The organism is Bartonella sp. CR127HXZ (assembly GCF_042194555.1).
GTDB classification, from domain to species: domain Bacteria; phylum Pseudomonadota; class Alphaproteobacteria; order Rhizobiales; family Rhizobiaceae; genus Bartonella; species Bartonella grahamii.
Window position 1 is genome coordinate 54,159 of the sequence record NZ_JBHIMZ010000010.1, and the last position, 23,627, is coordinate 77,785.

The 23,627-nt window shown below is 38.0% G+C and carries 14 protein-coding genes and 1 pseudogene; 10 read left to right on the top strand and 5 right to left on the bottom strand.

Going from position 1 to position 23,627, the window contains the following annotated elements; translation table 11 throughout:
* The first annotated feature begins 29 nt into the window (after nt 1–29).
* The 8 genes from ACFIKY_RS06760 (at nt 30) to ACFIKY_RS06795 (ending at nt 12,883) form a co-directional block, all read left to right on the top strand.
* A complete protein-coding gene (locus tag ACFIKY_RS06760) occupies nt 30–860 on the top strand; it encodes a BID domain-containing T4SS effector (protein ID WP_375661571.1) in 831 nt (276 codons plus the stop codon).
* A gap of 325 nt (nt 861–1,185) precedes the next feature.
* Nucleotides 1,186–2,469 (top strand): BID domain-containing T4SS effector, encoded by a 1,284-nt coding sequence (locus ACFIKY_RS06765; protein WP_375661572.1) that lies wholly within the window; start codon nt 1,186–1,188, stop codon nt 2,467–2,469.
* Between the two features lie 202 nt (nt 2,470–2,671).
* The gene (locus ACFIKY_RS06770; protein ID WP_375661573.1) at nt 2,672–4,582 is read left to right on the top strand and encodes a BID domain-containing T4SS effector; all 1,911 of its coding nucleotides are present in this window, start codon (nt 2,672–2,674) and stop codon (nt 4,580–4,582) included.
* Nucleotides 4,583–4,899: 317 nt separating this feature from the next.
* Nucleotides 4,900–8,130, top strand: a complete 3,231-nt coding sequence (locus ACFIKY_RS06775; RefSeq protein ID WP_375661574.1) for a BID domain-containing T4SS effector — start codon at nt 4,900–4,902, stop codon at nt 8,128–8,130.
* A gap of 857 nt (nt 8,131–8,987) precedes the next feature.
* Nucleotides 8,988–10,559, top strand: coding sequence for a murein biosynthesis integral membrane protein MurJ (gene murJ, locus ACFIKY_RS06780; protein ID WP_375661578.1), 1,572 nt, complete (start codon nt 8,988–8,990; stop codon nt 10,557–10,559).
* A 60-nt stretch (nt 10,560–10,619) separates the two neighbouring features.
* Nucleotides 10,620–11,690 (top strand): tryptophan--tRNA ligase, encoded by a 1,071-nt coding sequence (gene trpS / locus ACFIKY_RS06785; RefSeq protein WP_375661575.1) that lies wholly within the window; start codon nt 10,620–10,622, stop codon nt 11,688–11,690.
* Nucleotides 11,691–11,753: 63 nt separating this feature from the next.
* Nucleotides 11,754–12,245, top strand: coding sequence for a universal stress protein (locus ACFIKY_RS06790; protein WP_015856726.1), 492 nt, complete (start codon nt 11,754–11,756; stop codon nt 12,243–12,245).
* A 59-nt stretch (nt 12,246–12,304) separates the two neighbouring features.
* Nucleotides 12,305–12,883 (top strand): NifU family protein, encoded by a 579-nt coding sequence (locus ACFIKY_RS06795; RefSeq protein WP_273723704.1) that lies wholly within the window; start codon nt 12,305–12,307, stop codon nt 12,881–12,883.
* 1,131 nt (nt 12,884–14,014) lie between these two features.
* On the opposite strand, the gene ACFIKY_RS06800 is transcribed toward ACFIKY_RS06795, so the two are convergent.
* Together ACFIKY_RS06800 and ACFIKY_RS06805 are read right to left on the bottom strand one after the other, a co-directional pair.
* A complete protein-coding gene (locus ACFIKY_RS06800) occupies nt 14,015–14,350 on the bottom strand; it encodes a zinc ribbon domain-containing protein YjdM (RefSeq protein WP_015856728.1) in 336 nt (111 codons plus the stop codon).
* Nucleotides 14,351–15,412: 1,062 nt separating this feature from the next.
* Complete coding sequence (locus ACFIKY_RS06805; RefSeq protein WP_375661576.1) at nt 15,413–17,041, bottom strand: alpha-D-glucose phosphate-specific phosphoglucomutase; 1,629 nt, start codon at nt 17,039–17,041, stop codon at nt 15,413–15,415.
* Between the two features lie 216 nt (nt 17,042–17,257).
* Between ACFIKY_RS06805 and ACFIKY_RS06810 the strand changes: the two genes are divergently transcribed.
* Nucleotides 17,258–17,779 (top strand): peroxiredoxin, encoded by a 522-nt coding sequence (locus ACFIKY_RS06810; protein WP_375647463.1) that lies wholly within the window; start codon nt 17,258–17,260, stop codon nt 17,777–17,779.
* Nucleotides 17,780–18,598: 819 nt separating this feature from the next.
* Here ACFIKY_RS06810 and ACFIKY_RS06815 read toward each other — a convergent pair.
* From ACFIKY_RS06815 to pyrF, 3 genes are all read right to left on the bottom strand, one after another.
* Nucleotides 18,599–19,231, bottom strand: coding sequence for a replication protein (locus ACFIKY_RS06815; RefSeq protein ID WP_375644924.1), 633 nt, complete (start codon nt 19,229–19,231; stop codon nt 18,599–18,601).
* Nucleotides 19,232–19,732: 501 nt separating this feature from the next.
* Nucleotides 19,733–21,220: a histidine--tRNA ligase gene (gene hisS / locus ACFIKY_RS06820; protein ID WP_375661577.1), complete on the bottom strand. Its 1,488-nt coding sequence runs from the start codon at nt 21,218–21,220 to the stop codon at nt 19,733–19,735.
* Nucleotides 21,221–21,757: 537 nt separating this feature from the next.
* Entirely contained in the window at nt 21,758–22,603 is an 846-nt protein-coding gene (gene pyrF / locus ACFIKY_RS06825) for an orotidine-5'-phosphate decarboxylase (RefSeq protein ID WP_015856744.1), read from the bottom strand.
* A 488-nt stretch (nt 22,604–23,091) separates the two neighbouring features.
* On the opposite strand from pyrF, the pseudogene ACFIKY_RS06830 reads away from it, so the two are divergent.
* Nucleotides 23,092–23,627: pseudogene (locus ACFIKY_RS06830) on the top strand (DUF3792 domain-containing protein); the annotation flags it as partial.

Below are 23,627 nucleotides of genomic sequence, written 5' to 3' on the forward strand. Positions count from 1 at the left end.
TTTTCTAAAAATATTGAAAGGAAACATGCATGAAAAAACATCATCCACACCCTTCTGCAAATCCAGAAGCCCTCTATGCAACAGTTAATAAACCAAACAGAGGAAACCAGCACACACCAACCCCAGAAGAGGAAGTTCTGTACGCGTCAGTTAGCAGTATTGCTCCTTCAAGGGGTAGACACCATCATCAAAGAAGAGAAGATCCTGAAACAGACTATACAGAGGTTGCTCCCCCAAAACACGAAGCTGAAGTTACATACGCATCAGTTAGCAGTATTTCTCCTTCAAAAGGTAGACACCATCATCAAAGAAGAGAAGATCCTGAAACAGACTATACAAAGGTTGCTCCGCAACAAAGAGGAAGACCTTCATCTTCCCTCACAGCTGAGCAAATAACTGTCATACTTTTAAAAAACCCACATGTCCAAGCTTATGGAGAAGAGGTTATGCACTGGGGTAAGGTCGTTTATGGCAATGACACGCTTTTCCAACAACACTTGCAAGGAATACTTACAGATCCCAGTAAAGGAAAAGACCTTTCAAATCAACTTGCTGAAAATCCTGAATCTATACATAAACTTGCTGGCCGCTCCGCACTTGGCTTAAAAAGTCAAACACGCAAAGCAGCTGAAGACGGTTTTAAACCACTCGTTGATGCTATTGATGGTTATACAAAGGCTGTAAAAGAAGAAAAGGAGAGGCTTTTGCAAACCCCTCAAGCGGAGCAAAGACGCCATCAAGAAAATTCTCAGCAAGCTGAAAGAGCTCATCATCGTCATCATCACACAAGAGGACAAAACCAGGAGAGTCCAGAGCACAGTCCTCAACGACAAAGACACGGTATGGATTATGCCATGTAAGGGGTTATAAGCATAAAGACGATAGTTTTGTTTTTCATGTAATCTCTTGGCGTAAATCGTTTTATTGCGGTTGCGCCAAGAATTGTTTTATCTTGTGACAGAAAATAGTCCTAAAAATGGATTCAGTAATTGACTATAACTTATTGATAAAATTTCACAAAAAAACTGTATAAAAGACACAAAGTCCCATTACGATGGTGACAAATAGCGCCGATCTTTGGAGACCACTCAATTTTGATATCTTCTTATAAAAACCATAAAAATATAAAGGGCGAGAGTGTACACCAAAGAGGTTTTCTAAAACAATTCTTGAAAGGAAACATGCATGAAAAAAGATCACCCTCACCCTTTTTCATCCCCTTCAATACAAGAACTTATAGCGCTCTATGAAAAAGCGGCGGCAGAGGTTACAAGCCCAGAAAGCCTCTATAAAGAAGCTCCTTCCCAAAGCAAAAGACTGTCATCCATACCGGAAAAAGATGAGGAAAGACAATCTCTTTTAAAAGAAGAAACTGTACATGAATCAACAAATCCAACAACGCTTCTAACAAGAGGTAGCTCTACCAAAAGGCAGCAAAAACCTGAAACGACACATTCAACAGTTACTTCACAAGTTTCTCTAAAAAGGGCAACAAGAATTCTCTCAGAGGAAGAAATCATTCAATTGCTTCCACACCATTCATTGGTTCAAACATATCGAGAGGAAATCCAACGTTTATCCGCAAGTGCATATGGAGATTCAAATATTTTGCAAGAAAAAATGGAGGAAATTCAAGAAAATCCCGCTGCAGGAAAGGAGCTCTCATGGCGCATGGCAGCCCATCCTGAAAGTATCGCTAAACTTTCAGGCACCAGTACGTTGGGCTTCAAAAATCGAACGCGCAAACAAGCGGAAGAAGATTTTTCCGCCCTTTGCGTCACCGTTGATTGTTATACAAAAGCTGTAAAACAGGCAAGAGAGAGTCTATCGCAATCTCCAGAGCAAGAACTCAAAAACTATGAACGTTTAATGGGAAAGGCAGCAGTCACTGAACTTCTGCAAAAACCAGATCAACGTGAAAAAGAAACTCTTTCAGAGGCAGAAATTTCTACCAAAATTCAACAACATTCAAAAGTCAAAAGGCACCATGCCCAGATCAAATATTGGTGCGAAGTTGTTTTTGGTAACGCAAACATTTTGCAATCACAAGTGGAAAAACTTTTCCAAAACCCTGAAACAATAGAAGCGCTCGCACAGCAACTTGTCGGAAATCCTCAATCTTTTCACAAGTACGCTGGTATCAGTCTTTGTGGCTTTAAAAATCAAGCACGCAGACACGCTGAAGCTGGTCTTTCTCACTTAATTGACGCCGCTGACAATTATGCAACGGCTGTAGAACAAGTAAGAGAGAGCATTTTGCAAACCGAGCAGGAAAAACAAAAACGCCATGAACCATCTTCTAAACGGACGCAAGATTTGCATCAACAACAACGCTTATCACAATCTGTTGAACGCACTGAGCATTCAACAGTAACTCATGAAGAAGCAACAACCTCTACTCAACAAAGAGAAACAGATTTTAGTCCTCGCAAAACTGCGATACCAAAAGCGATGGCTTTTGCGAGCTAATAAGTTTTCACATTGAATCTAACGTCTTGGCGCAACACATGGCAAAGGTCATTTGCGCCAAGAGAGCCAAATCTTGTGAACAATTCAGTTTCATATCCTCTCTCATAAAAGCAAGTGAAAAAGCATACAACAGAATAAAAACCAACGTACATTTTTAAATAGTATTTAAAAACAATATTGGAAGAGTTTGAAAGGAACATGTATGAAAAAAAGAAATCCTTCCCCTTTTATCACCGAAATGATGGAAAAATTTCAACAACAGACTGAACAATCCCCCACCAGAACCCCCCCTCCCCAAGTTTCTCAAAGTTTGCCAAAACCAACTGTACAAAAACGCCCAGAAAATTTATCACACCACCCAAAGATTGCTCCACCGCCCCCCCCACGCATGAAAAACCCAGTGCAAACCAGCACAATACCTCCTAGCACCAAAAACCAAGAGACGCCTCCCCCACAAAAAAAAGTGGCTCCGCCCCCTCCTCCGCGCATGAGAGAAAAAACACAAACCGGCACAACAATCCCCAGTTCAAAAATCCCCAGCTCAAAAATCCAAGAAAACTCCTCTCCGCACACAAAAGCAGCGCCACAAAGACCTCCACGCGAAAAAGATAGGCAACAAAACAAACCAACAGTTCAAGAGTCCCCCTCCCTACAGACAAAAGTGGCTCCGCCAAAACCTCCGCGCATGAGAGAAAAAACACAAACCGGCACAACAATCCCCAGTTCAAAAATCCCCAGCTCAAAAATCCAAGAAAACTCCTCTCCGCACACAAAAGCAGCGCCACAAAGACCTCCACGCGAAAAAGATAGGCAACAAAACAAACCAACAGTTCAAGAAGAAGAAAGTCGCTATGCAACGCCTTCTCATCAGACGCCCCCACGCATGAGAGACAGAGTGCAAAACGGTGCAAAAATTCAGAATCCTGAAGCACACTACCCAAGTGTTAGACCCAAAACACCATCACATATGAAAGTCAGGCAACAAAGTAGTTCATCATCACAAGATAGTGGAACATATGCAGTACCTCCTTCACGAAAACCGCACCATATGGAAAACAGAAAACAAAGCGATGCTGCCATCCCAAAACCTGCCTCTCCACACACAGCAATTGAACAGCCAAAACCGTCTCACGGACAAAAAAAATCTATTAATACAATGGAACGAGAGCTATTACTCGTAGCATATCAAGAAGAAATACGATTTTTGTGCGAAAAGGTTTATGGCAACAAGCTTATTTTAGAAGAAAGAATAGAAGCAATCAAAGAAAACCCCGATATGGGAGAAAAGCTCTTATGGGATGTTACAGAACAGCCTAAGTCTATTTCTAAGCTTGCTGGTAAAAAAGTTCTGGGCATAAAAAATCATGCGCGCAGAAAAGCTGAAGAAAATCTTCCTACCCTACGTACTGCCATTAACGATTATGTGTATACTTTAAAATATACAAAAAGTGAAAAGATTTCACGAGGTTCTCACACGGAACAACAACACCAGCGACAAGCACAAGAGAAAGAGCCAATAAATCAACATTTACAAAATCCGCTCAATTCAGAAAAGAAAATAAAGCCTCTCTCAAATCAGGAAATTGCCCGCAGAGTTCAACAAGATCCATCGGTTCGATATGGTCAAAGAGAGATCGAATATTGGTGCGAAATTGTTTATAATGATCCATTTATTTTGCAATATAGAATAGAAGATATGCAAAAAATTCCAGAGATAGGAGAAGAGCTTGTATTTCAAATTGAAAACCCTTCTAGATCTTTTGCTCCGCTTGCTGGTAGGCAAGTCCTTGGCATAAAAAATGGAGCACGCAAAGCTGCTGAAGAAAATCTTCCTACCCTGTGTACCGCCATTAAGGATTATGCTGAAACTGTAAAACAGTTAAGAGAAACCATTGTGCAAAACCATCAGGCAGAACAACAAAAACGTCATCAACCGCTTAACGATCCCGATAAAAAATTGCAAAAGCAGCAAAACTTATCGCGGTCCCCGAAGTTACCTGAACGCTCAACTGCAAAGCAGCATCAAGAGGTTGCAGAAACTTCTAGACAAGAAGACCAGCCGCATGTTCGACCGCGCAGAGCCGAAACATCAAAAGCAATAGCTTTGTCGTGATAAATCTCCTAATTGTTGGCTTTTCATACAAAACTTTGGTGCAATTACCTTGCCAAGATTGCATCAAAGATGGTGTATAAAATACAGAAAACTTTGAATAAGACACCCCATTATTTTACAGAATTCATTGATAAAATTTCACGATAATACTTCATAAAAATTACAAACTTTAACTTTGTTCCATGCGAATAAGGTCAATTTTTTCAAGCATTCAAATGGGCATTCTTCTTTGAAGAAAACGCAATGAAAATAATTAAAGGCAAAAAATGTAAAAAAAGCTTTCAAAAAATAATGTTAACATTTGAAAGGAAATATACATGAAAGAAAACACTAAACATTATGCCTCTTCCACACAAGAAGAATTGCAAGAACAACACCCTGCAATTAGTGCAGCCATTTCTAAGCAAATCAATAAAGCATCGCAAAATTTCTTTTATCCCAATAGCAAAGTGCTTAAAAATAAATACCGCATCAAAGAGCAAGAAATATTAAAGGAACAATGTTGTGATGATGTAAAAAAAGAAATGATAAAACTGCGTCAAGAACCTCTACCTGAGCAGCTTAATTCCTCCTATCTAAAATATCTTCATCAACACCTCTTTTCCCGTGCATTTGAATGGGCCGGACAAACACGCGAAGAACCTTTTACATTTGAAGATGGTAGTGTTGCTTCTATGCCCATTTTGAAAAGAAAAGAATTTACAAAACCTTTTGCGATTGGCAGAAAAATACAGGAGGGACTAGAAAAGTTAGATAAAACACTTGCTGAAAAGAATAATTTACAAGGCTTAACTCGCGAAGAATTCGTTGAACAAGCAGCTGGAATAATGATAGATTTGCACCACATGCATCCTTTCAGAGAGGGCAATAGGCGCACAAAGAGACTGTTTGTTGAAAAACTCGCTCAAGCAGCAGGACATAAGTTAGACTTTTCTCTTGTGAGCAAAAAACGTAAAGACTTTGTCCGCGCCGCTGCCATGGAACATAGCGATCCAGAACCTATGAAGCATCTGCTTGAGGATATCTCAAATCCAGAAAAATTGCTCATTTTACAAGAATTTACCAACTCTATGAGAGAGCTTGGATTGGATGAAAAAAATTATTATCTCGCTGTCGTCGCAAAAGAAGGAGAAACCTATCATGGTACCTACAGAGGCAGTGGACCCAATGGCTTCATGCTTGATGCCAACGGGATTTTCATCTTGGGAAATAAAAAAGATCTCACCCCAGAGCAAATACAGACATTAAAAATCGGTGACGCCCTCTCCTTTACAGCGCCCAAAACTCAAAACCCAGAAAAAACTCAGCGAAAAACATTGCTTCCAGAAAAAAAAAGAGCCGTTCTCACAAGCGATGAAATAACTGAAAAGAGCAAAGATAACGCATCCATTCAAACAAAGAAAAAAGAAAACGCCCTTTTTTCACCATGGATTACCCCTCATGCTTTACATGACAGCATTGAAGTTATGCCTCAAAGTTTGCAAGAACAAGAACAAATGGCCAAACCAATTGCGCAATCTGCTTCCTCCATGAGGAAAACACAAAAAGATTTCCAAAAAAACATTTTACAGACCAGCAATACAGCGACAAATGATCCAATATCTGTCCAAACGACAAAGGAAAAACGCTCTGATCATCAAGAAAGAACAAAACAACCCCCAAAAAAAGCAATGGCATACTGGGACACTGGTACAAAAAAGACGGACAGCGTCCCTCTCACCTTACAGGAGAAATTATCCTCATCGCCTGAAACCGAAGAAAATAAGACAATGTACCGTAATTTCTTTTGCCCTAATAGTATCACCTTAAAAAATAAATATGGAATAAAAGACTATAAAAAATTAAAAGTGCAATGTGCCCATGATACAACAAAAGCAATCATTCATCTACGCCAAGAAGCGCCACCGCAAAAACTAACTTCCACATATCTCCAATATATTCATCACACCCTATTTAAAAATACTTTTGAATGGGCCGGACAAACACGCGAAAAACCATTTACATTTGAAGATGGTACCGTTGCTTATATGCCAATGATGAAAAAAGCTGGTATTTCTTTTGCCTCAGCAAAACAGATACAAGAGGGACTAGAAAATTTAGATAAAATACTTTCTGAAACGAATAGTTTAAAAGGCTTAACCCGCGAAACATTTATTGAACATGTCACTGAAATGTTGATACAGCTCAACTATACGCATCCCTTCAGAGAAGGTAATGGACGCACACAACGAATGTTTTTTGAAAAACTTGGGCAAGTTGCTGGCCACACACTCGACTTTTCTCTTGTAACAGAAAAACGCATGAATCTTGCCAGCATTGCATCGCTAAAACATAACGATAAGGAAGAGATGAAACATCTTCTTGAGGATATCTCAAATCCAGAAAAAATACTTATTTTAAAAGAATTCATAGACAATATGAAACATATTGGATTTGAAAATATTCATCATCATCTTATTATAACAGCGAAAGAAGGTCATACCTATAAAGGCTTCTACAGAGGCAGTGGACCCAATGGCTTCATGCTTGATGCCAACGGGATTTTCATCTTAGGAAATAAAAAAGATCTCACTCCAGAGCAAATACAGACATTAAAAATCGGTGACGCCCTCTCCTTTACAGCACCAAAAGTTCAAAACCAGCAAGAAGTGCTTATCCCCGCAGAAACAATAGCCCCCCTTACCAACAATGAAATTGCCACAAGGATAAAAAACAACGCATCCATTCAAGTAAGAAGAAAAGAAATCGAAACTTTGTGCCAAATCATTTATGGCAATCGTCATATTTTGCAGAAAAGAATAGAAATGATCCATGAAAATCATACTGAAGGAGAACAGCTCACCTATCAAATTGCCACCTCTCCCCAATCTATTTCTAAGCTTTCTGGTAGCAATGTATTTGGCATAAAAAACAACGCGCGCGCCCATGCTGAAGCAAATATTTTGCCCCTCTGTAGAGCCATTGATCGTTATATCAATATTTTTAAACAAACAGAAAGAGACATTCTCCATACCCATCATGTAAAACAAAGGCGGTGTGAACAGTCGGTAAAAATTCCTGAGGCTTGGATGAAAAATCTCTTTTCCTTGTCAAAAGCACAACAGCAAGAAACTTTATCAAACTCTCCTGAATTAAGGGGGGAGATAAGGACTTATATCAAAAAAATCAATGAGCGCTTATCCTCAAGCGAGCATGAAGCTATAAAGGAAAATAATCCTGAAAAACTTGCGAAGTGTCTTGGCACATCAACCGTTAAAGCAAAAGAAATTATGGAAATAGTCAAGCAGATAAAAGAGATAGAACAGCATATACACCCCATGTATTTTTATAACCATAAATTCGATGAGTGCTTAGCACCAAACCAGTATCAATCTATCCAGCATCAATCTATAAAGACAAACAATGAAAAAAAATGTTCCAACACTCTTGATAAAGAAGCAATTAAAGTGCAAAAAATGACAGAAAACGTCAATCAGAGTTCTAAAAGACAAGAAAATATTCAACCTCACAAAACAGAGCACGCAAAAGCCATGACAATGAATATCTAAAGGATTCATAAACTTTAACTTTTTGCCCTCTCTGGTAAAAATGATAGCCTTTACCCGCCTGCTTTCATTGGCAAATCAATCGCACCTCAACGGGAATGGAAACCATGAGAGAACAAATTTATCTTATTTCCTCAGATTTTATCCTCATTAACTATGAAAAGAAACCTGAACAAGTAAAATGAAAGGATCAATCATTTTTGAAAATGATAATTAATCACTTTCATTACCTATAGTGCTAAAAACAGACAAAATGCTGTTGAAAGATCACGTCTTCCTATCCTTTTGTTTATGTAATCTCTAAAATGGGAAGGCAGCCTAATTTTGAGAGAATATAAAGCCGTAAAGGTAAAAACCAATCACGAGCTTTGCCATCACCTTTTAGCTTAGCCTTACAACTTTTAAAAACATCTAAAGCACTGTCTTTTAAATAATGGATAGATAATGGAGATTGTACATTGCTTCACGCTTTTATTTTATTTGCGTTCTTTAATAGGGTCATGCCCCTTACATAAAAACAGAACGGTATTGGGGTGCACTATTCACGACATCACACCATAAAGAGAAATTAACATTATATATCCCTATATGTCCCTTCAAACTGTCATGATGTCGCTCCCATATTTCAGTTTGAAAAAGAAATTTTAATTATTTTATGGCAACAATAAAAATTGTAATGCAACAGTAAACAAGGAGCATAAAAAAGTCTTCAAGCACCATTGTTGACAGAAAGATAAACACCGTCGTAAAACGCTTACAAAAAGTATCCTTGATTGGGATACAGATCAGATTTTTACGATTTAAAACGGTTTATTTCTCCTATCATCGCTTCTCTTTTACAACGAACCCGATATATCTTTATGACATTGATTAAAAAAATTGCAACAGTTGCTTCCGGAACCCTCATGAGCCGTATTTTTGGCTTCGTACGCGAAATGCTTATGGCAGCAGCCCTAGGGACTGGTCCTGTTTCTGATGCCTTTAACGCTGCTTTTCGTTTTCCCAACACATTTCGTCGTTTTTTTGCTGAAGGTGCCTTTAACGCTGCTTTCATTCCTCTTTTTGCAAAAAAAATTACTGAAGATGGTCAAGAAACAGCATGCAAATTTGCAGAAGAAGTCTTTGGCGTTCTCTTTTCGATGCTCTTACTGTTAACGATTGCGATGGAACTGAGTATGCCTTTTTTGGTACGAACCATTATTGCCCCAGGTTTTACCGAAGATACAACAAAATTTAACGCTACAATTCACTTTACTGCGATCATGTTTCCCTATTTAACCTGCATATCGCTTGCTGCCATGATGGGGGGCATGCTTAATGCTCTGCGACGCTATTTTATTGCCGCCATTGCCCCACTCTTTTTAAACATTATTCTGATTGGTGTGCTTGCCTATGCTTGGATCTATAAACTTGACGCTTGGCATATCGGCTTAAATCTCTCTTGGGGTGTATTGGCAGCAGGACTTCTTCAACTCACCTTAATTGCCCTTGCTTTGCGTCAAAGTGGAATGAAAATTTCCTTCCGCCAACCCCATTTAAGTCCTAATGTTCGCAAACTATTAACTTTAGCATTCCCAGCAGCCATCACGGGTGGCATCACACAAATCAATTTGCTCATTAATACCAACATTGCTTCTAGTCAATCGGGTGCTGTCTCTTCTTTGATGTACGCTGATCGTCTTTACCAATTGCCTCTAGGTGTAATCGCCATTGCCGTTGCAACCGTTCTTTTACCAGAATTAACACGCGCTTTGCGAAGCAAAAAGCACAAAGAAACCCACCATTTACAAAACCGCTCTATTGAATTAACGCTATTGTTAACACTTCCAGCATCCATCGCTTTTTTACTGCTCTCCACTCCCATTGTCAGTTTGCTCTTTGAGCGAGGACAATTTACCAGTCAATCAACACACCATGTTGCACAATTACTGGAACTTTATGGATTAGGACTTCCAGCTTTTGTTCTCATTAAGGTCTTTATTCCTAATTTTTTTGCCCATGAAGATACCAAAACACCGATGATTTTTACAGGTATTTGCGTTTTCATCAATATCAGTCTCGCCTTAACATTATTTCCTATTCTATCTGCACGAGGCATTGTTATTGCTGAAATTACCTCTGGATGGGTCAACGCCCTGTTGCTTTGGGGTGTCCTTATCAAACGCGGTTATTGGAAATACGACTTCCAACTGATAAAGCAAATATTATGTCTCATGATAGCAACCCTTTTGAGTGCACTAGCCCTCTATTACGGATTGAATGTGTTTGGTTTTTTGTCTTTTCCTTTATCCTCACAAGCATCCTTTTTCTTGCGCGCCAGCACCTTAGCTGGGATCATGCTTGGCATATTCTTGATCTATTTTAGTGCCTATTTTTTATTCAACACTCATTCCTTTTTTCACATGCTTAAAAATTTGAAAAAACGCTCATAATATCTATACTTTGTCAAAAACAATAAAACAAATAACCTTAATTGAAGAAAGAGCACTCCTATGGATACCTTCACACCACTTGTCTTTTCCGGCGTACAACCGAGTGGTCATTTACATCTTGGCAATTATCTTGGAGCCATTCAGCGTTGGGTTGAACTGCAAAACTCTCATCACTGCCTCTACTGTGTTGTGGATATGCATGCGCTCACAGTCAACCCAGATCCCCTTACTTTACGCGAATCCACCAGAACAGTGACAGCAGCCTTTTTAGCCTGCGGTATTGATCCTCAAAAACACATTATTTTTAACCAATCACGTGTTTTTCAACACGCTGAACTTGCCTGGATTTTTAATTGTGTTGCCCGTATCGGCTGGCTTCAACGCATGACACAATTTAAAGATAAAGCAGGAAAAGATCGCGAAAAAGCATCTCTAGGGCTTTTTGCCTATCCCACTTTGATGGCTGCTGATATTTTAGTCTATCGTGCAACGCATGTTCCAGTAGGCGAAGATCAAAAACAGCATGTTGAACTCACACGCGATATTGCACAAAAGTTTAACAACGACTATGCACAGCGTATTGCCGAATTAAATTTTGGTATCTCTATGCAAACGGATGAAGAAAAAAAACAAGGCTTCTTTCCCCTCCCAGAGGCGCTTATTGGAACAACAGCCACACGCGTTATGTCTTTGCGCGATGGGACGAAAAAAATGTCAAAATCAGATCCTTCAGATTTTTCACGCATTAATTTGACCGATGATGCTGATCTTATCGCAAAAAAAATACGCAAAGCCAAAACGGATTCGGCTCCTCTTCCCGATACCCTTACCGCTTTAAAAGAACGACCAGAAGTGGATAACCTGCTTGGTATTTATGCCGCCTTTGCCAAAGTTAGCAAAGAAAAGATTCTTTTAGAATTTTCTGGTCAACAATTTTCGCATTTTAAAACCGCTCTAGCCGACCTTGCTGTCTATAAGCTTGCCCCTATAACAGAAGAATTACGTCGACTTCATCAAGAAAGTGATTATATCGACTCTGTTTTGCATGATGGCGCTAAACGTGCTAGTATGCTCGCAGAAGAAAATATGAAGAAAATTCGTGAAATTATTGGATTTTTGCACGATACATAAAGGTAATAAAACTAAAAACTGTAGAGAGCAAAAAAATCGTTTGTACAAATATAGAGAAAGTGCATGATTTCCAAACCCAAAAATCCGAAAAAAGAACCCAAGAAAAAGAACTTAGTCATTATCGATGAAACACCAGAGTGTCGGCGTGCCGTTGCGTTTGCCGCACAGCATGCCCAAAATACCAATAGAACATTGGTATTACTTTGTGTCGTTGATAGTGCAGAATTTCAACATTTTCTGGGTGTAAACAACGTTATGCGCACAGAATCAACGCAAAGTGCTCATAAAATATTAGGAGACATTGCCAGTGAAGTCCGCACCACCCATGCGCTTGAAACAGAAATAGTGGTGCGTGAAGGAAAAAAAATTGATGAGATTTCCAAACTGATCGACGAAGATAAAAGGATTGCACTAATTGTTTTAGCAGCCAGTGGACATACAGAAGGACCAGGACCCCTTGTTCAATTAATCGGAAATAAAGGGACAGCTTTTTCAATCCCTGTCATTGTTATTCCTAGCAATCTTGCCGATGAAGATATTAGATCTATTGCCTAAAAAATATAATATTCTACAATGTAAGATCTTCCCAATCCTTCATTATAAAAGGAGAGTTTATGTTTATTCAAACTGAAACCACCCCAAACCCTGCAACGCTTAAATTCCTGCCAGGACGCGTGGTTCTTTCTGAGGGCGTATTAGAATTTCGTGACCCTGAAGAAGCAGCTAAAAACTCACCTTTGGCAGCTAAGCTGTTTAATATTCCCAATATCAATGGTGTTTTTTTAGGCTATGATTTTATCACCGTAAGCAAAAAAGAAGGAGAATGGCAACATCTCAAGCCCGTCATTTTAGGCACAATCATGGAACATTTTCTATCCAATGAGCCAGTGATCACCACCAACGCTACAACACAAGCACAAACCCATGCCCTTAACGAAGAATTTTATGACGAAAAAGATGCTGATATTGTCTTAACCATTAAAGAGCTGCTTGAAACGCGTATCCGCCCAGCAGTTGCCAATGATGGTGGAGACATTACTTTTCGCGGATTTGAAAATGGTATTGTTTATCTCAATATGCGGGGCTCCTGCGCTGGATGTCCCTCTTCAACGGCAACCCTCAAACATGGTATTGAAAATCTTTTACGCCATTTTATCCCTGAAGTTTTAGGCGTTGAAGCCATGCCACAATAAATATTGGCCTCAATAGGTAAAATAACCACAGCGATTGCCCCTCTTCAACAGCGCTCAAACATGGAGTGCAAAAATCTTGCGTCATTTTATTCCTGAAATTTTAAAAGTAAGCTATGCAGCCATAAAAATACAGTACTGTTAAAAAAATCTGTCTAATAATGATACCTTCACTCATATTTCACCTCCACATATGCCTTAAAAAGATTTCAAAGCCCCTTTTAAGAAGCATAGGTTGTTTCAACAAACCAATCCGTACACAGAAGTACAATGCATGGATGTGCACTTTAAATTTATTTTGTTTCATAATCTTGTCATGTAATTTTAACCAAGAAACCACGACCCGTTACAAAAAAGAAAACCCAAAAAAGAAAACATTGTAAGATAGAGTGCCCATTTGCTCCATCTTTCTCAGTTCTCCCAACAATAAAATCACGCAAAATACTTCTTGTAGCAACCAATCGACAAAGATCACATTTTGCAACTTGAATGAGAATTCTGACATTCTTCTTATTTCAATTCTGTTTTTATTGCATCAATCAAAATCGTCCGCTTACACAGCACAAACTGGATAATAACAAAAACTATTTTTAATAGCTCTTATGCACACTTTTTATAAGGGACTGTTGCAACACTAAGAGCTGGAAAATGCATGACCATACAACCTTATCAAGATCATACCATCCTTTTTCCATTCTTAAAATCAAGAATTCCCCCTCTATCATTTTCAATCTCATTTCCATAAATATGACGCAAACGGTGTAACTACCTGTAAAAATAAATACATTGAAGCTAGATCTATTATGGTTGTTTGAGAAATTATCTGATAAAAAAATGAGAATATTTCTTCAATTCAGCAGGAATAAGTTTGTCTGCTTTACCACGTTGTTCTTCTCATAAAGCACATACTTTTACTGTTGCATGTAAGTCAACATCCAACTTCATCCATAACCGCATATTAAAAGAAAAGACAGAGCCACTATTCCTCTGCGATACATGGCTTTGCAATAAAGGAAAATATATTGCCTCTATCTGATTGGTGTAATCTGTGAAACAAGAAAAGAATCCCATTCGAGAAGAATGTAAAAATAAAAAACCAACGAAATGCAAAAACAATTGCAAGGGGATAAATGCCTAAACTTTTTTCACAAACTCCGACTTTAAACTCATCTGACCAATCCCTGGAATTTTGCAATCAATGTTATGATCCCCATCCACCAAGCGAATATTCTTTACCTTAGTACCACCTTTTAAAACAGATGAAGCGCCTTTTACTTTCAGATCTTTTATCACCATAACGGTATCTCCGTTTGTTAAAATCTGACCATTGGCATCATAAACAGTATCGGAAAGAACAGTATCATCGTTTTTTTGTGGCCATTCATGTGCGCATTCAGGACACACAAAATTTTCACCATCTTCATAAGTATAAAGACAATCACAACGAGGACATTTAGGATATTGGGTCATAAATTCCCCTTTTAAAAGAAAAATCATTCACTATGACTGGTCATAAAGCAAGAAGTGCTTATTGTCCATTATTTTAGAAAAACATTTTCCTTTGTTTCAACCCTCATCTGCCAACTGTGTTCATGAATGCTATCGTCACATACCATATGAGTTTATAAAAATGATTGATCATTATATAACTTAAATGAGCCCCCCGCATATCATAAAATTTACTCACTTCATTCTCTCTAATAAATTAATCAAAATCATTTTCTTATACATCAGCAATGCAATTAACGAATGGATAAAAAACAATTAGAAAAGGAACCTCTCTAAATAAAACGCTCTCAAAAAGCTAAAAACTGAAAAACAAGAAAATGATGCCCTCAACTTGACCTTTTATTTAAGTAAAGATAACAGTCACAATGTTAGAGAACAGACTGATTTATAATCATAGTTAATGGTTTTGTATATTGAATGAGAGCCGATAAATAAGCTGAGATTCTCTCACCCCCTTTTACATTGAATCAACCAAAGCCTTTTGCTTGCATGCTACAAGTAGGAAGAGGCGTGTAAAACGATTATTCAAAATACTAAATATTTTCAAATATAAGAACCAACATTGAAAGCGAGCAAAGTGAATGATGGTACGGTCTTACTCTCTCATAAGCGTAAAATTGTGCTGCTCGATAGATGGTCGCTCATCCCTTTCAAAAGCAGCACGCATAAGATGCGTTTTTAGTGTTTTGAGAGAGACGCTTCTTTAAAACAAGCATATGAAATGTGCAACAATGATAATATTTTTTTTGCATAAGGAACATCTCCCCTATTAAACAAACATTGCTATCAAACCATCAAAAACCATCGGACATAAACTCCCCGATTATGCCGGATTATAATTACCTACAGGATTCGGTTTTAAGAAGCCCGCAGTTTTAGAAATCCGATTGATATGTAAAGGAGGAAAAAACAAAGCGCGCTTGAAAATGGAGGATCTGCCTTATGGCAAATAAAATCACACCCCTAAAATCATACCTCATGTGATCAATCATCATACCTTTACAAAAAAATATTCCAATGAACTTAGGTGATAATATCAGGGCGATCTCGCCCCAATGCTTGTTGTATATTTAACAGTTTTAGCGCCACCTGTTGCAAAGGTTGGAGAACTTCTTGCGGATTAAAATTGTGTTTGCGCGGATCACTTTCATACTGTTCAAAATAAAGTCGTAAAGTAGCACCTAGCGTCCCTGTTCCCGACAACCGGACCACCAACCGTGCTCCATTTTCGAAAAAAATACGTATACCTTGCCGCGTGCTAACACTCTGATCAACAGGATCATGATATGTAAAATCATCTGCTTTTTTGACGAAAAATCCTGCAATTTCAGTTCCTGCATGTGGTAAGTGCGTACGCAAATGTTCTATAAGTTCCAAAGCTTTATCTGCTTCGACTTCTTCATAATCATGCCGTAACGTGTAAAAACGCCCATAGGTGTACCAATGCTGTTGAACAATTTGTGCAACAGTTTTTTCTGTTACCGCTAAAAGATTTAACCAAAATAAGACAGCCCATAAACCATCTTTTTCGCGGATGTGATGAGAGCCAGTTCCAAAGCTTTCTTCACCACAAAAGGTTACTTTCCCCGCATCCAAAAGGTTTCCAAAAAACTTCCATCCCGTTGGCGTTTCAAAAAAGTTTAATCCGTGTTTTTCCGCAACCAGATCAGCAGCACGCCCCGTCGGCATAGAACGCGCTATCCCCACAACACCTTTTCGATATCCTTTAATGAGGTGTGCATGTTCAGCCATAATAGCCAAAGAATCTGAAGGTGAGACAAATTGTTGACGACCAATAATGAGGTTACGATCTCCATCACCATCAGAGGCTGCACCAAGATCTGGTCCTTGCTCTGACATCAATAAATCATAAAGAGCCTTGGCATAAACCAAATTGGGATCCGGATGACCGCCTCCAAAATCTGGCAAAGGAATACCATTAACCACCGTTCCTTCAGAAAATCCTAAGCATTTTTCAAAAATTTCATGAGCATAAGGCCCTGTTACCGCATGCATAGCATCAAACCGTAAAGTAAGACCTCGAGCAACGGCCTTGGCAATACAGTCAAAATCAAAAAGCTCCTGCATCAAAGCAACATAATCAGCGACAGGATCAATAATATCAATCCGCATGGCTCCCATAAAGATCGTACCTTGCCTATCTAAATCAATATCTGGTGCTTCAAGAATTTTATAAAAGGAAAGACGTTGCGATGTTGCAAAAATAGCATCACATAAAGAATTAGGAGCGGGTCCACCATTAGAAACATTGTATTTGATACCACAATCTCCCTCTGGACCACCAGGATTATGGCTTGCAGAAAGAATAAGTCCACCATGAGCATGGGTTTTACGAATAAGATGCGAAACAGCAGGTGTAGAAAGAATACCGCCCCTTCCCATTTTAACACAAGAAACACCATGCGCCGCTGCCATCTTCAACACAATCTGAAGGAGAGTACGATTAAAAGTGCGCCCATCGCCCCCAAGAATCAACATTTTTCCTTCAAGAGGCCCAATGTTATCAAAAAGAGACTGTATAAAGTTTTCTACATAATGAGGTTGTTGAAAAACAGACACTTTTTTGCGCAAACCAGACGTTCCCGGTTTTTGCCCCTCAAAAGCCGTGGTTAAAACTATCTTTATGGTCATGTAAATACTTTCATATTCTTTCCTTTAATTTTAAGGTGAAGAGTATTCAAAGTCGACCATTAATTCTACTTGACGGAAGTGTGAAATATTTGCACACTCGTTAGAAGTAAGAATTCTTAAAGAATCCCTTTTATTTAAACCGTTCTTTCCGATATGCTTTTAAAGACAAAAGCTGTTTTAAAACGAAATTTTTGTAAAAAATATAGGAGCATCCTTATGATGAAAAAAACTGTTCCCAATGTAACATTCCATACACGTGTCCGAGATGAAGTGGGTGAAAATAATTCTTATCGGTGGCAAGAAGTTAACAGCGATGCTTACTTTAAAGGAAAGCGTGTTATTCTTTTTTCTCTTCCTGGAGCTTTTACCCCTACTTGCTCAACTTTTCAGCTGCCTGACTTTGAAAAACTCTATGATGAATTTAAACAAGCGGGTATTGATGAAATTTATTGTCTTTCCGTCAATGATGCTTTTGTCATGAATGCTTGGGGAAAAACACAAAATATCAAAAACGTGAAATTAATTCCTGATGGCTCTGGTGAATTCACACGCAAAATGGGTATGCTGGTTGCAAAAGACAATGTTGGTTTTGGCATGCGATCATGGCGCTATGCTGCCGTTATTAATGATGGTGTGGTTGAGGAATGGTTTGAAGAAGCAGGTTTTTCAGATAATTGTGCAACAGATCCTTATGAAGTTTCTTCACCACAAAATGTTTTAAAAGCTTTGAAAAGCTAATTCCGCCCCCAAATCGTCTATTTAAACAAAATTTAACGACACAAATTTCCCTAATAAAGAAAATTTGTGTCGTTTATATTTTTTGAAACATCTATTTGTCAAAGCAGACACTATAAGTTGGTTGTGCGTTTTTGGTGAGAAAATATTCCAGCAATAATTTTTTAATAGGTATTTCACGTTTTAACTGCTTTGAAAAAACTTGAAAAATTTCCAGTAAAAAATCTAAACCAATTATAGTGCTCAAAGAATAAAAAGCTAAAAACTGTTGCACGCTATCAAAAAATGGGGATGCAATTGCGAAATGCGCAAATTCATACAAAACTCTCTCAGAAACATCAAGGACTAACGTATCGATGAAATATGCACGATCAATGCTAAATTTCTCCTATTGAGAAAAACTTTGTGTCAAACAATAATTTGATTTATAACGATAATTTATAATTTTTCATGTCGAATGAGAGGCACTGAATATCATAAGATTGTTTTATTTTATCCCTTCTTATATTGAATCTCTTAAAACTATTTTCTTGCTTATTAGCACGTAAGGTTGGCATATGAATAAACGATTAAAAAGAGTAAAAATGCGTCTCGTAAACGCTCTAAAATACAAGAGCTATGAACATCATTACTGCAAGGTTCACAAAAGCATCAAGAAAGAAAATATGCCATAAAAACGGCTCTGCATAAATAACTGTTCATGAAGAATATTAAATAAAAACAGATCCCGTAAACATTCCAATTCACATACCATAAACAGACTCATTGCTGTTCTCATAGCCATTTATTCTAAGCTTTTATTTTTCTCTAAGAGAGAAACAGTTAAAGAAGGCGTTTATTTGGATATTCTACCATAAAGTGTGTTTTCATTTCTTCCTCTTCTATCTCTTCCTCTTCATCGAACTCAAAATCTTCATCACATTCAGGAAGCCCAAAAATATCTGGATTAATGAAATAACAATATTTTTTTGTCCCCTTCGCTACAATTTTATTCTTTTCTAATTCTTTGATACCTTCTTTAAAACTTTCAAAATTAAGATATTCTGGTTCTTGAATTGAAAGATCACAAATCAAAAATTCATTGAGAGTATCCTCATCTAATCTTACCTGATCAAACCATAAATCCACATCATCTTCATCTGACATTTTCCCTACTTGCCACAACATCACAAAAAATGCTTTCATACCACTAAATGATAGCCCAAAAATCATACGCCGACTATCGGACGCTCCTGAAAACGTAATTTGCGGAAGATCTTCAAATCCGAAATTTGAAGGAGGAAGTTTAAATGATTTTCCAATATCTTCAGGTTTTTTCAAAATAAAGGGATTTCTTTCATATAATACTGTAAAATCATATTGGGCCATTTTCATTTCTCCGTAAAAAATTGATTTGTTATAATAAATGAATAATTTCAAATGGTTGTCATTATAATCTCTTATAATTCCTCCCATATTTTCCCTTTAAAAATTGTCTGATTTAAGTTATTCGTTGCTTTTGAAACTAAAAAAATCTTCTAAAATAAAACTCTTGAGATTTCTTTCATCTCTCATGGATGTGAGATTGTAGACTGCCGACAATAAAACAGTAGAAATATGATATCAGCAAATGAGAATTCAAAAATTAAATCCATATGAATGATCAATATTTCTATAAACTATTGGGTTTCTGTTATTGATCATCAATTTTTCTAAACAGGATTGCGTCAAGAACCTCAAATGCTTCAGTGTCCAGTATCTTGCTTCACGCAAGGTACTTACCTCGCGCGCTCAAAAGCATTCATTTCATAATGAAGACAAAGCATTTTTATCTTTAAAAAATTGCTTTTATGCCGCAGGAACTTTAAAAAATAACGCGATTTTAAGAATATCTAAACAAGTAAAATACAAATTCTGAAAATTGAAGAGGAAATGTTCGAGCTTTTCCCAACAATCGCTTTCACAAAACTTTTATCATTACCGTTTTTGGGCTGCCAAAATATCTTGTACTGTTTGAACCAATTGCTCTTCATCAATCATCACTTGCGCAGGACGGCTTTCACGCCATGTTTGATTGTCCTTAATTTCATGGGACAAACGCGCCCCTTCAATCAAATCTTTAATCTGTATTTTTCCGCTCTCACGTTCTTGTGAGCCTTGGATCACCACACAAGGCGCTTGACGTCGATCTGCATATTTCATCTGCGCTTTTATCCCCGATGCCCCCAAATAGAGCTCAGCACAAATTCCCGCACCACGCAACTGCATCACCATTTTTTGATAGCGTGCAACAGCTTCTGGTTCTTTATCCATCATCAACACCACAACCGGCCCTGTTGTCTCCTTCATAGGCAACTTTCCAAGATTTTGCAAAGCAGCAATCAAGCGTGAAACCCCGATTGAAAAACCTGTTGCTGGAATATTTTCACCACGAAAGCGTGCCACCAATCCATCATAGCGCCCACCACCACCAACAGAGCCAAAAACAACTTTTTGCCCATCATCATTGAGAACATCAAAAAGCAATGCCGCCTCAAAAACAGGTCCAGTATAATATTCCAATCCACGAACCACCGAAGGATCAATTTTAATGCGATTGTGATAACCATTAGCGACAAAGATTGCTTGCATTTCCTCAAGCTCGCGAACCCCTTCAAGCCCCTGAGCACTCTGACCAACGACTTGTCTGAGAGCATCAAGGATTTCTTCTGCTGTTTTTGCGTTTACAGTCAGTAAGGAAAGAATACACTCAATCTCTTTATCCTTAAGCTCGGCCCCTTTTGTAAAATCACCACTTTCATCCAAACGCCCCTTGCCTAGCAGCAAACGCACGCCTTCAGGACCAAATTTATCCAGTTTATCCATTGCTCGAAGCACAGTTAAGCGCCTTTCAATCTGCTCCCTTTCCCCTAAACCAATCAATTCTAAAACACTTTCCAGAATTTTTCGGTTATTCAAGCGAATGGCATAATCATGCTGCTGAAACCCTAACTTTTCCAAACTGTCTGCTGCCATCATACAAATTTCGGCATCCGCTGCTACCGTTGGTGTTCCAACAATATCCGCATCAAACTGCATAAATTGCCGAAAGCGCCCTGGTCCAGGTTTTTCATTGCGAAACACAAAACCAAGACGATAACTGCGATAAGGCTTTGGCAAAACTTCAAAATTCTCTGCAAAATAACGGGCAAGAGGCGCAGTAAGATCATAGCGCAAAGACATCCATTGCTCATCATCATCTTGTAGCGAAAAAACGCCCGCATTTGGACGATCTTCATCAGGTAAAAACTTACCCAGCACATCCGTATATTCAAAAATTGGTGTTTCCAGTGCTTCAAAACCGTAAAGTTCATAAACTTCGCGAATTTGCGCAATCATTGTTTCAGTTGCATACAACTGTGCACTTGTACGATCCACAAAACCACGGGGTAAACGGGCTTTGGTTTTTTCTTGTTTCAATGACATGTTTTTCTCTAACAACAATATGTATTCACAGATAACGTGTGTCTATCTTATAGAAACCAACGCTGCAATGACTTTATCAATCTAAAAACTTTTAATAACATGTTAGAGTCCTTTATTTTACAAAAGTAATATCCTTATAAAGCAATATTCTAAAAGAGTTTATCCTGTAAGATGAGTCATAGCCCTTAAACTAAAACGTGCCCAAAACGAATACACTCTCCAAGCCCTCTTATGCCTCATCTTTTAGCACTGTTCAGGTATTTCTTACATTTTCTTCCTTTATCTCGTCTTCCTTGAAGCAATTTTTCATATATTTCCAAGATTTCTGCATTTTTTTTCAAACATTTGCTTTCCGTATTTGATCCTCCCAATCCCAACAGAAAATAAGAAATATATGAACACTTTTTGAAAAGATCAAAAACAACTCTTAACTTTAGATAAAGAAAAACACTTCTTGAAATTCGTATCTGACTTAAAATTTGATAAACCACCTTCTTTTATAAGAGCTTTTTTTCTTTGATAACTTAGCAAAAAACTTTAAGATAGAAGCGTATTTTTAGATTGCTCGGCAAAATCATGAATAACATTTTTTAAATCAACACTATTTCGACCAACCTGTGTAATAGATCTTGAAATGGAAGGAATAAGATTCTGCCATAGCCTTTGAGGAAACTGCTGAGTTAATTGTGTTATTGTTCCCCCTTGAGCCCCAATGCCAGGAACGAGAAATAAGTTATTTTCTAACTGTTCGATTGTATCTTTTGCTTCATTGCCCAATGTTGCTCCAATCACTGCCCCAATAGGACCAACATGATGATATTGACTTGAAGATTGGCTATTATATTCAAAAATACGCTGAGCCAAATGAACAGAAACCGTTTGATCACCAATGCGCGCATTGCGAATGTGCCTTCCCTCTGGATTCGAAGATTGAACAACCATAAAAACAGCCGTTTTTGTTTCTTCTGCAATCTTTATTAAAGGAATGAGAGCATCAAATCCTAAAAAAGGATTGACTGTTATGGCATCTGCTTTAAACGCACTGCTTGAACCAAGCCAAGCTTTACCGTAAGCCTCAGCAGTAGAGCCAATATCCCCTCTTTTCGTATCAACGAGAACCAACAAACCTTGTGCCTGTGCATTTTCAATAAGTTCTTTGAGAATTTGAAGCCCTTCCACCCCATATAACTCAAAAAATGCGGCTTGAGGCTTTATCATCCCCACTTTACCCACAACCGCTGTTAAGAGGATATCACAAAAATCTTTTAGACCTTTATAATCACAGCTTAAATTCCATGATTGCAAAACTTTATGACTCGGATCAAAACCAACGCAAAGCGGTCCATATTTTTCACTATTTTTAAAAAAAGCTGAACAAAACATTTTATATCCTAACACGGTCTGTCTTTAAACTTTCTGATACAATCAAAAAGAAAAGCATTTGTCAAAAGAATACAATACTGAAAACACAAAGAAAGAGCTCTCTATACAAAGTGTGCTTTTATTTATGAAACATAAATATATTTCCATTCGTAACGCTTATCACATGTTTATCGACCAAGACATTGTCATGAGACAAAAACTCAAATTTATGAAGGAATATAAACAAAAAAAGCGTTCATATTATTTTGTTCAATGACCTCATAAAGCCCAATAGCGTGCCTTGTCGTTTTTACACCCCTTTTTTATGATCAACAAAAACTCTCTATGAACGTGCTTTAAACAAAAGTTTTAAAAGAAAATGCCCCACTATGATGATCTCGAGCTTAACTTTAGATCTCTCCTATCCCTTTTTAGCGCATATCTATTCACTTTTGGAACATAATTGGCAAAAAGACATTGTATCTCCAGCATATTCAAGGAGATAAAACATGGAAACTCGCATTCCTGAAGACACACCATTCGATACGAATTTTCTAGGAGAAACATCTCTAGAAGAAAAGTATCCATTCTTTCACACACCCATTTCATGGTCCGCAATCTTTGCGGGATTGGTGACAGCCCTTGCCACCTCAATCTGCCTTTCTTTTCTGGTAGCAGCTTTAGGCTTAAGCCAAATGGATTTCACCTCTTCAACCCCATTTGAAGGCTCTTTCCTCTCCTTTGGCGTGGGTTCTGTTATCGTTACATTGATTAGCCTAGCCTTGGGAGGCTTTGTAGCTGGACGTTTTGCTGAATCATCAGGGACGCTTCATGGCTTTCTCACTTGGGCTCTCATAACATTGCTAATGACCCTCCAAGCCATCCACGTAGTTTCTAGTACAGCAAAGATAGGAGCTAAAACTGCTTTCGAAAACAGCTCCATGGTCCAACAAACCGTAGACAGCCTAAAAACCAATATTTCCCCCATACTTGCAAAATTAAACAGCGAAAGTCTTGAAAAGTTTTTTGCAAAAAACAGTGACAA

What these genes read in the sequence shown, in the direction of transcription:
- hisS (WP_375661577.1), bottom strand. Translation starts at nt 21,220, where the DNA reads ATGTCATTGAAACAAGAAAAAACCAAAGCCCGTTTACCCCGTGGTTTT.
- ACFIKY_RS06800 (WP_015856728.1), bottom strand. Translation starts at nt 14,350, where the DNA reads ATGACCCAATATCCTAAATGTCCTCGTTGTGATTGTCTTTATACTTAT.
- ACFIKY_RS06790 (WP_015856726.1), top strand. Translation starts at nt 11,754, where the DNA reads ATGATTTCCAAACCCAAAAATCCGAAAAAAGAACCCAAGAAAAAGAAC.
- ACFIKY_RS06795 (WP_273723704.1), top strand. Translation starts at nt 12,305, where the DNA reads ATGTTTATTCAAACTGAAACCACCCCAAACCCTGCAACGCTTAAATTC.
- ACFIKY_RS06770 (WP_375661573.1), top strand. Translation starts at nt 2,672, where the DNA reads ATGAAAAAAAGAAATCCTTCCCCTTTTATCACCGAAATGATGGAAAAA.
- ACFIKY_RS06805 (WP_375661576.1), bottom strand. Translation starts at nt 17,041, where the DNA reads ATGACCATAAAGATAGTTTTAACCACGGCTTTTGAGGGGCAAAAACCG.
- ACFIKY_RS06760 (WP_375661571.1), top strand. Translation starts at nt 30, where the DNA reads ATGAAAAAACATCATCCACACCCTTCTGCAAATCCAGAAGCCCTCTAT.
- ACFIKY_RS06815 (WP_375644924.1), bottom strand. Translation starts at nt 19,231, where the DNA reads ATGGGAGGAATTATAAGAGATTATAATGACAACCATTTGAAATTATTC.
- pyrF (WP_015856744.1), bottom strand. Translation starts at nt 22,603, where the DNA reads ATGTTTTGTTCAGCTTTTTTTAAAAATAGTGAAAAATATGGACCGCTT.
- murJ (WP_375661578.1), top strand. Translation starts at nt 8,988, where the DNA reads ATGACATTGATTAAAAAAATTGCAACAGTTGCTTCCGGAACCCTCATG.
- ACFIKY_RS06765 (WP_375661572.1), top strand. Translation starts at nt 1,186, where the DNA reads ATGAAAAAAGATCACCCTCACCCTTTTTCATCCCCTTCAATACAAGAA.
- ACFIKY_RS06810 (WP_375647463.1), top strand. Translation starts at nt 17,258, where the DNA reads ATGATGAAAAAAACTGTTCCCAATGTAACATTCCATACACGTGTCCGA.
- trpS (WP_375661575.1), top strand. Translation starts at nt 10,620, where the DNA reads ATGGATACCTTCACACCACTTGTCTTTTCCGGCGTACAACCGAGTGGT.
- ACFIKY_RS06775 (WP_375661574.1), top strand. Translation starts at nt 4,900, where the DNA reads ATGAAAGAAAACACTAAACATTATGCCTCTTCCACACAAGAAGAATTG.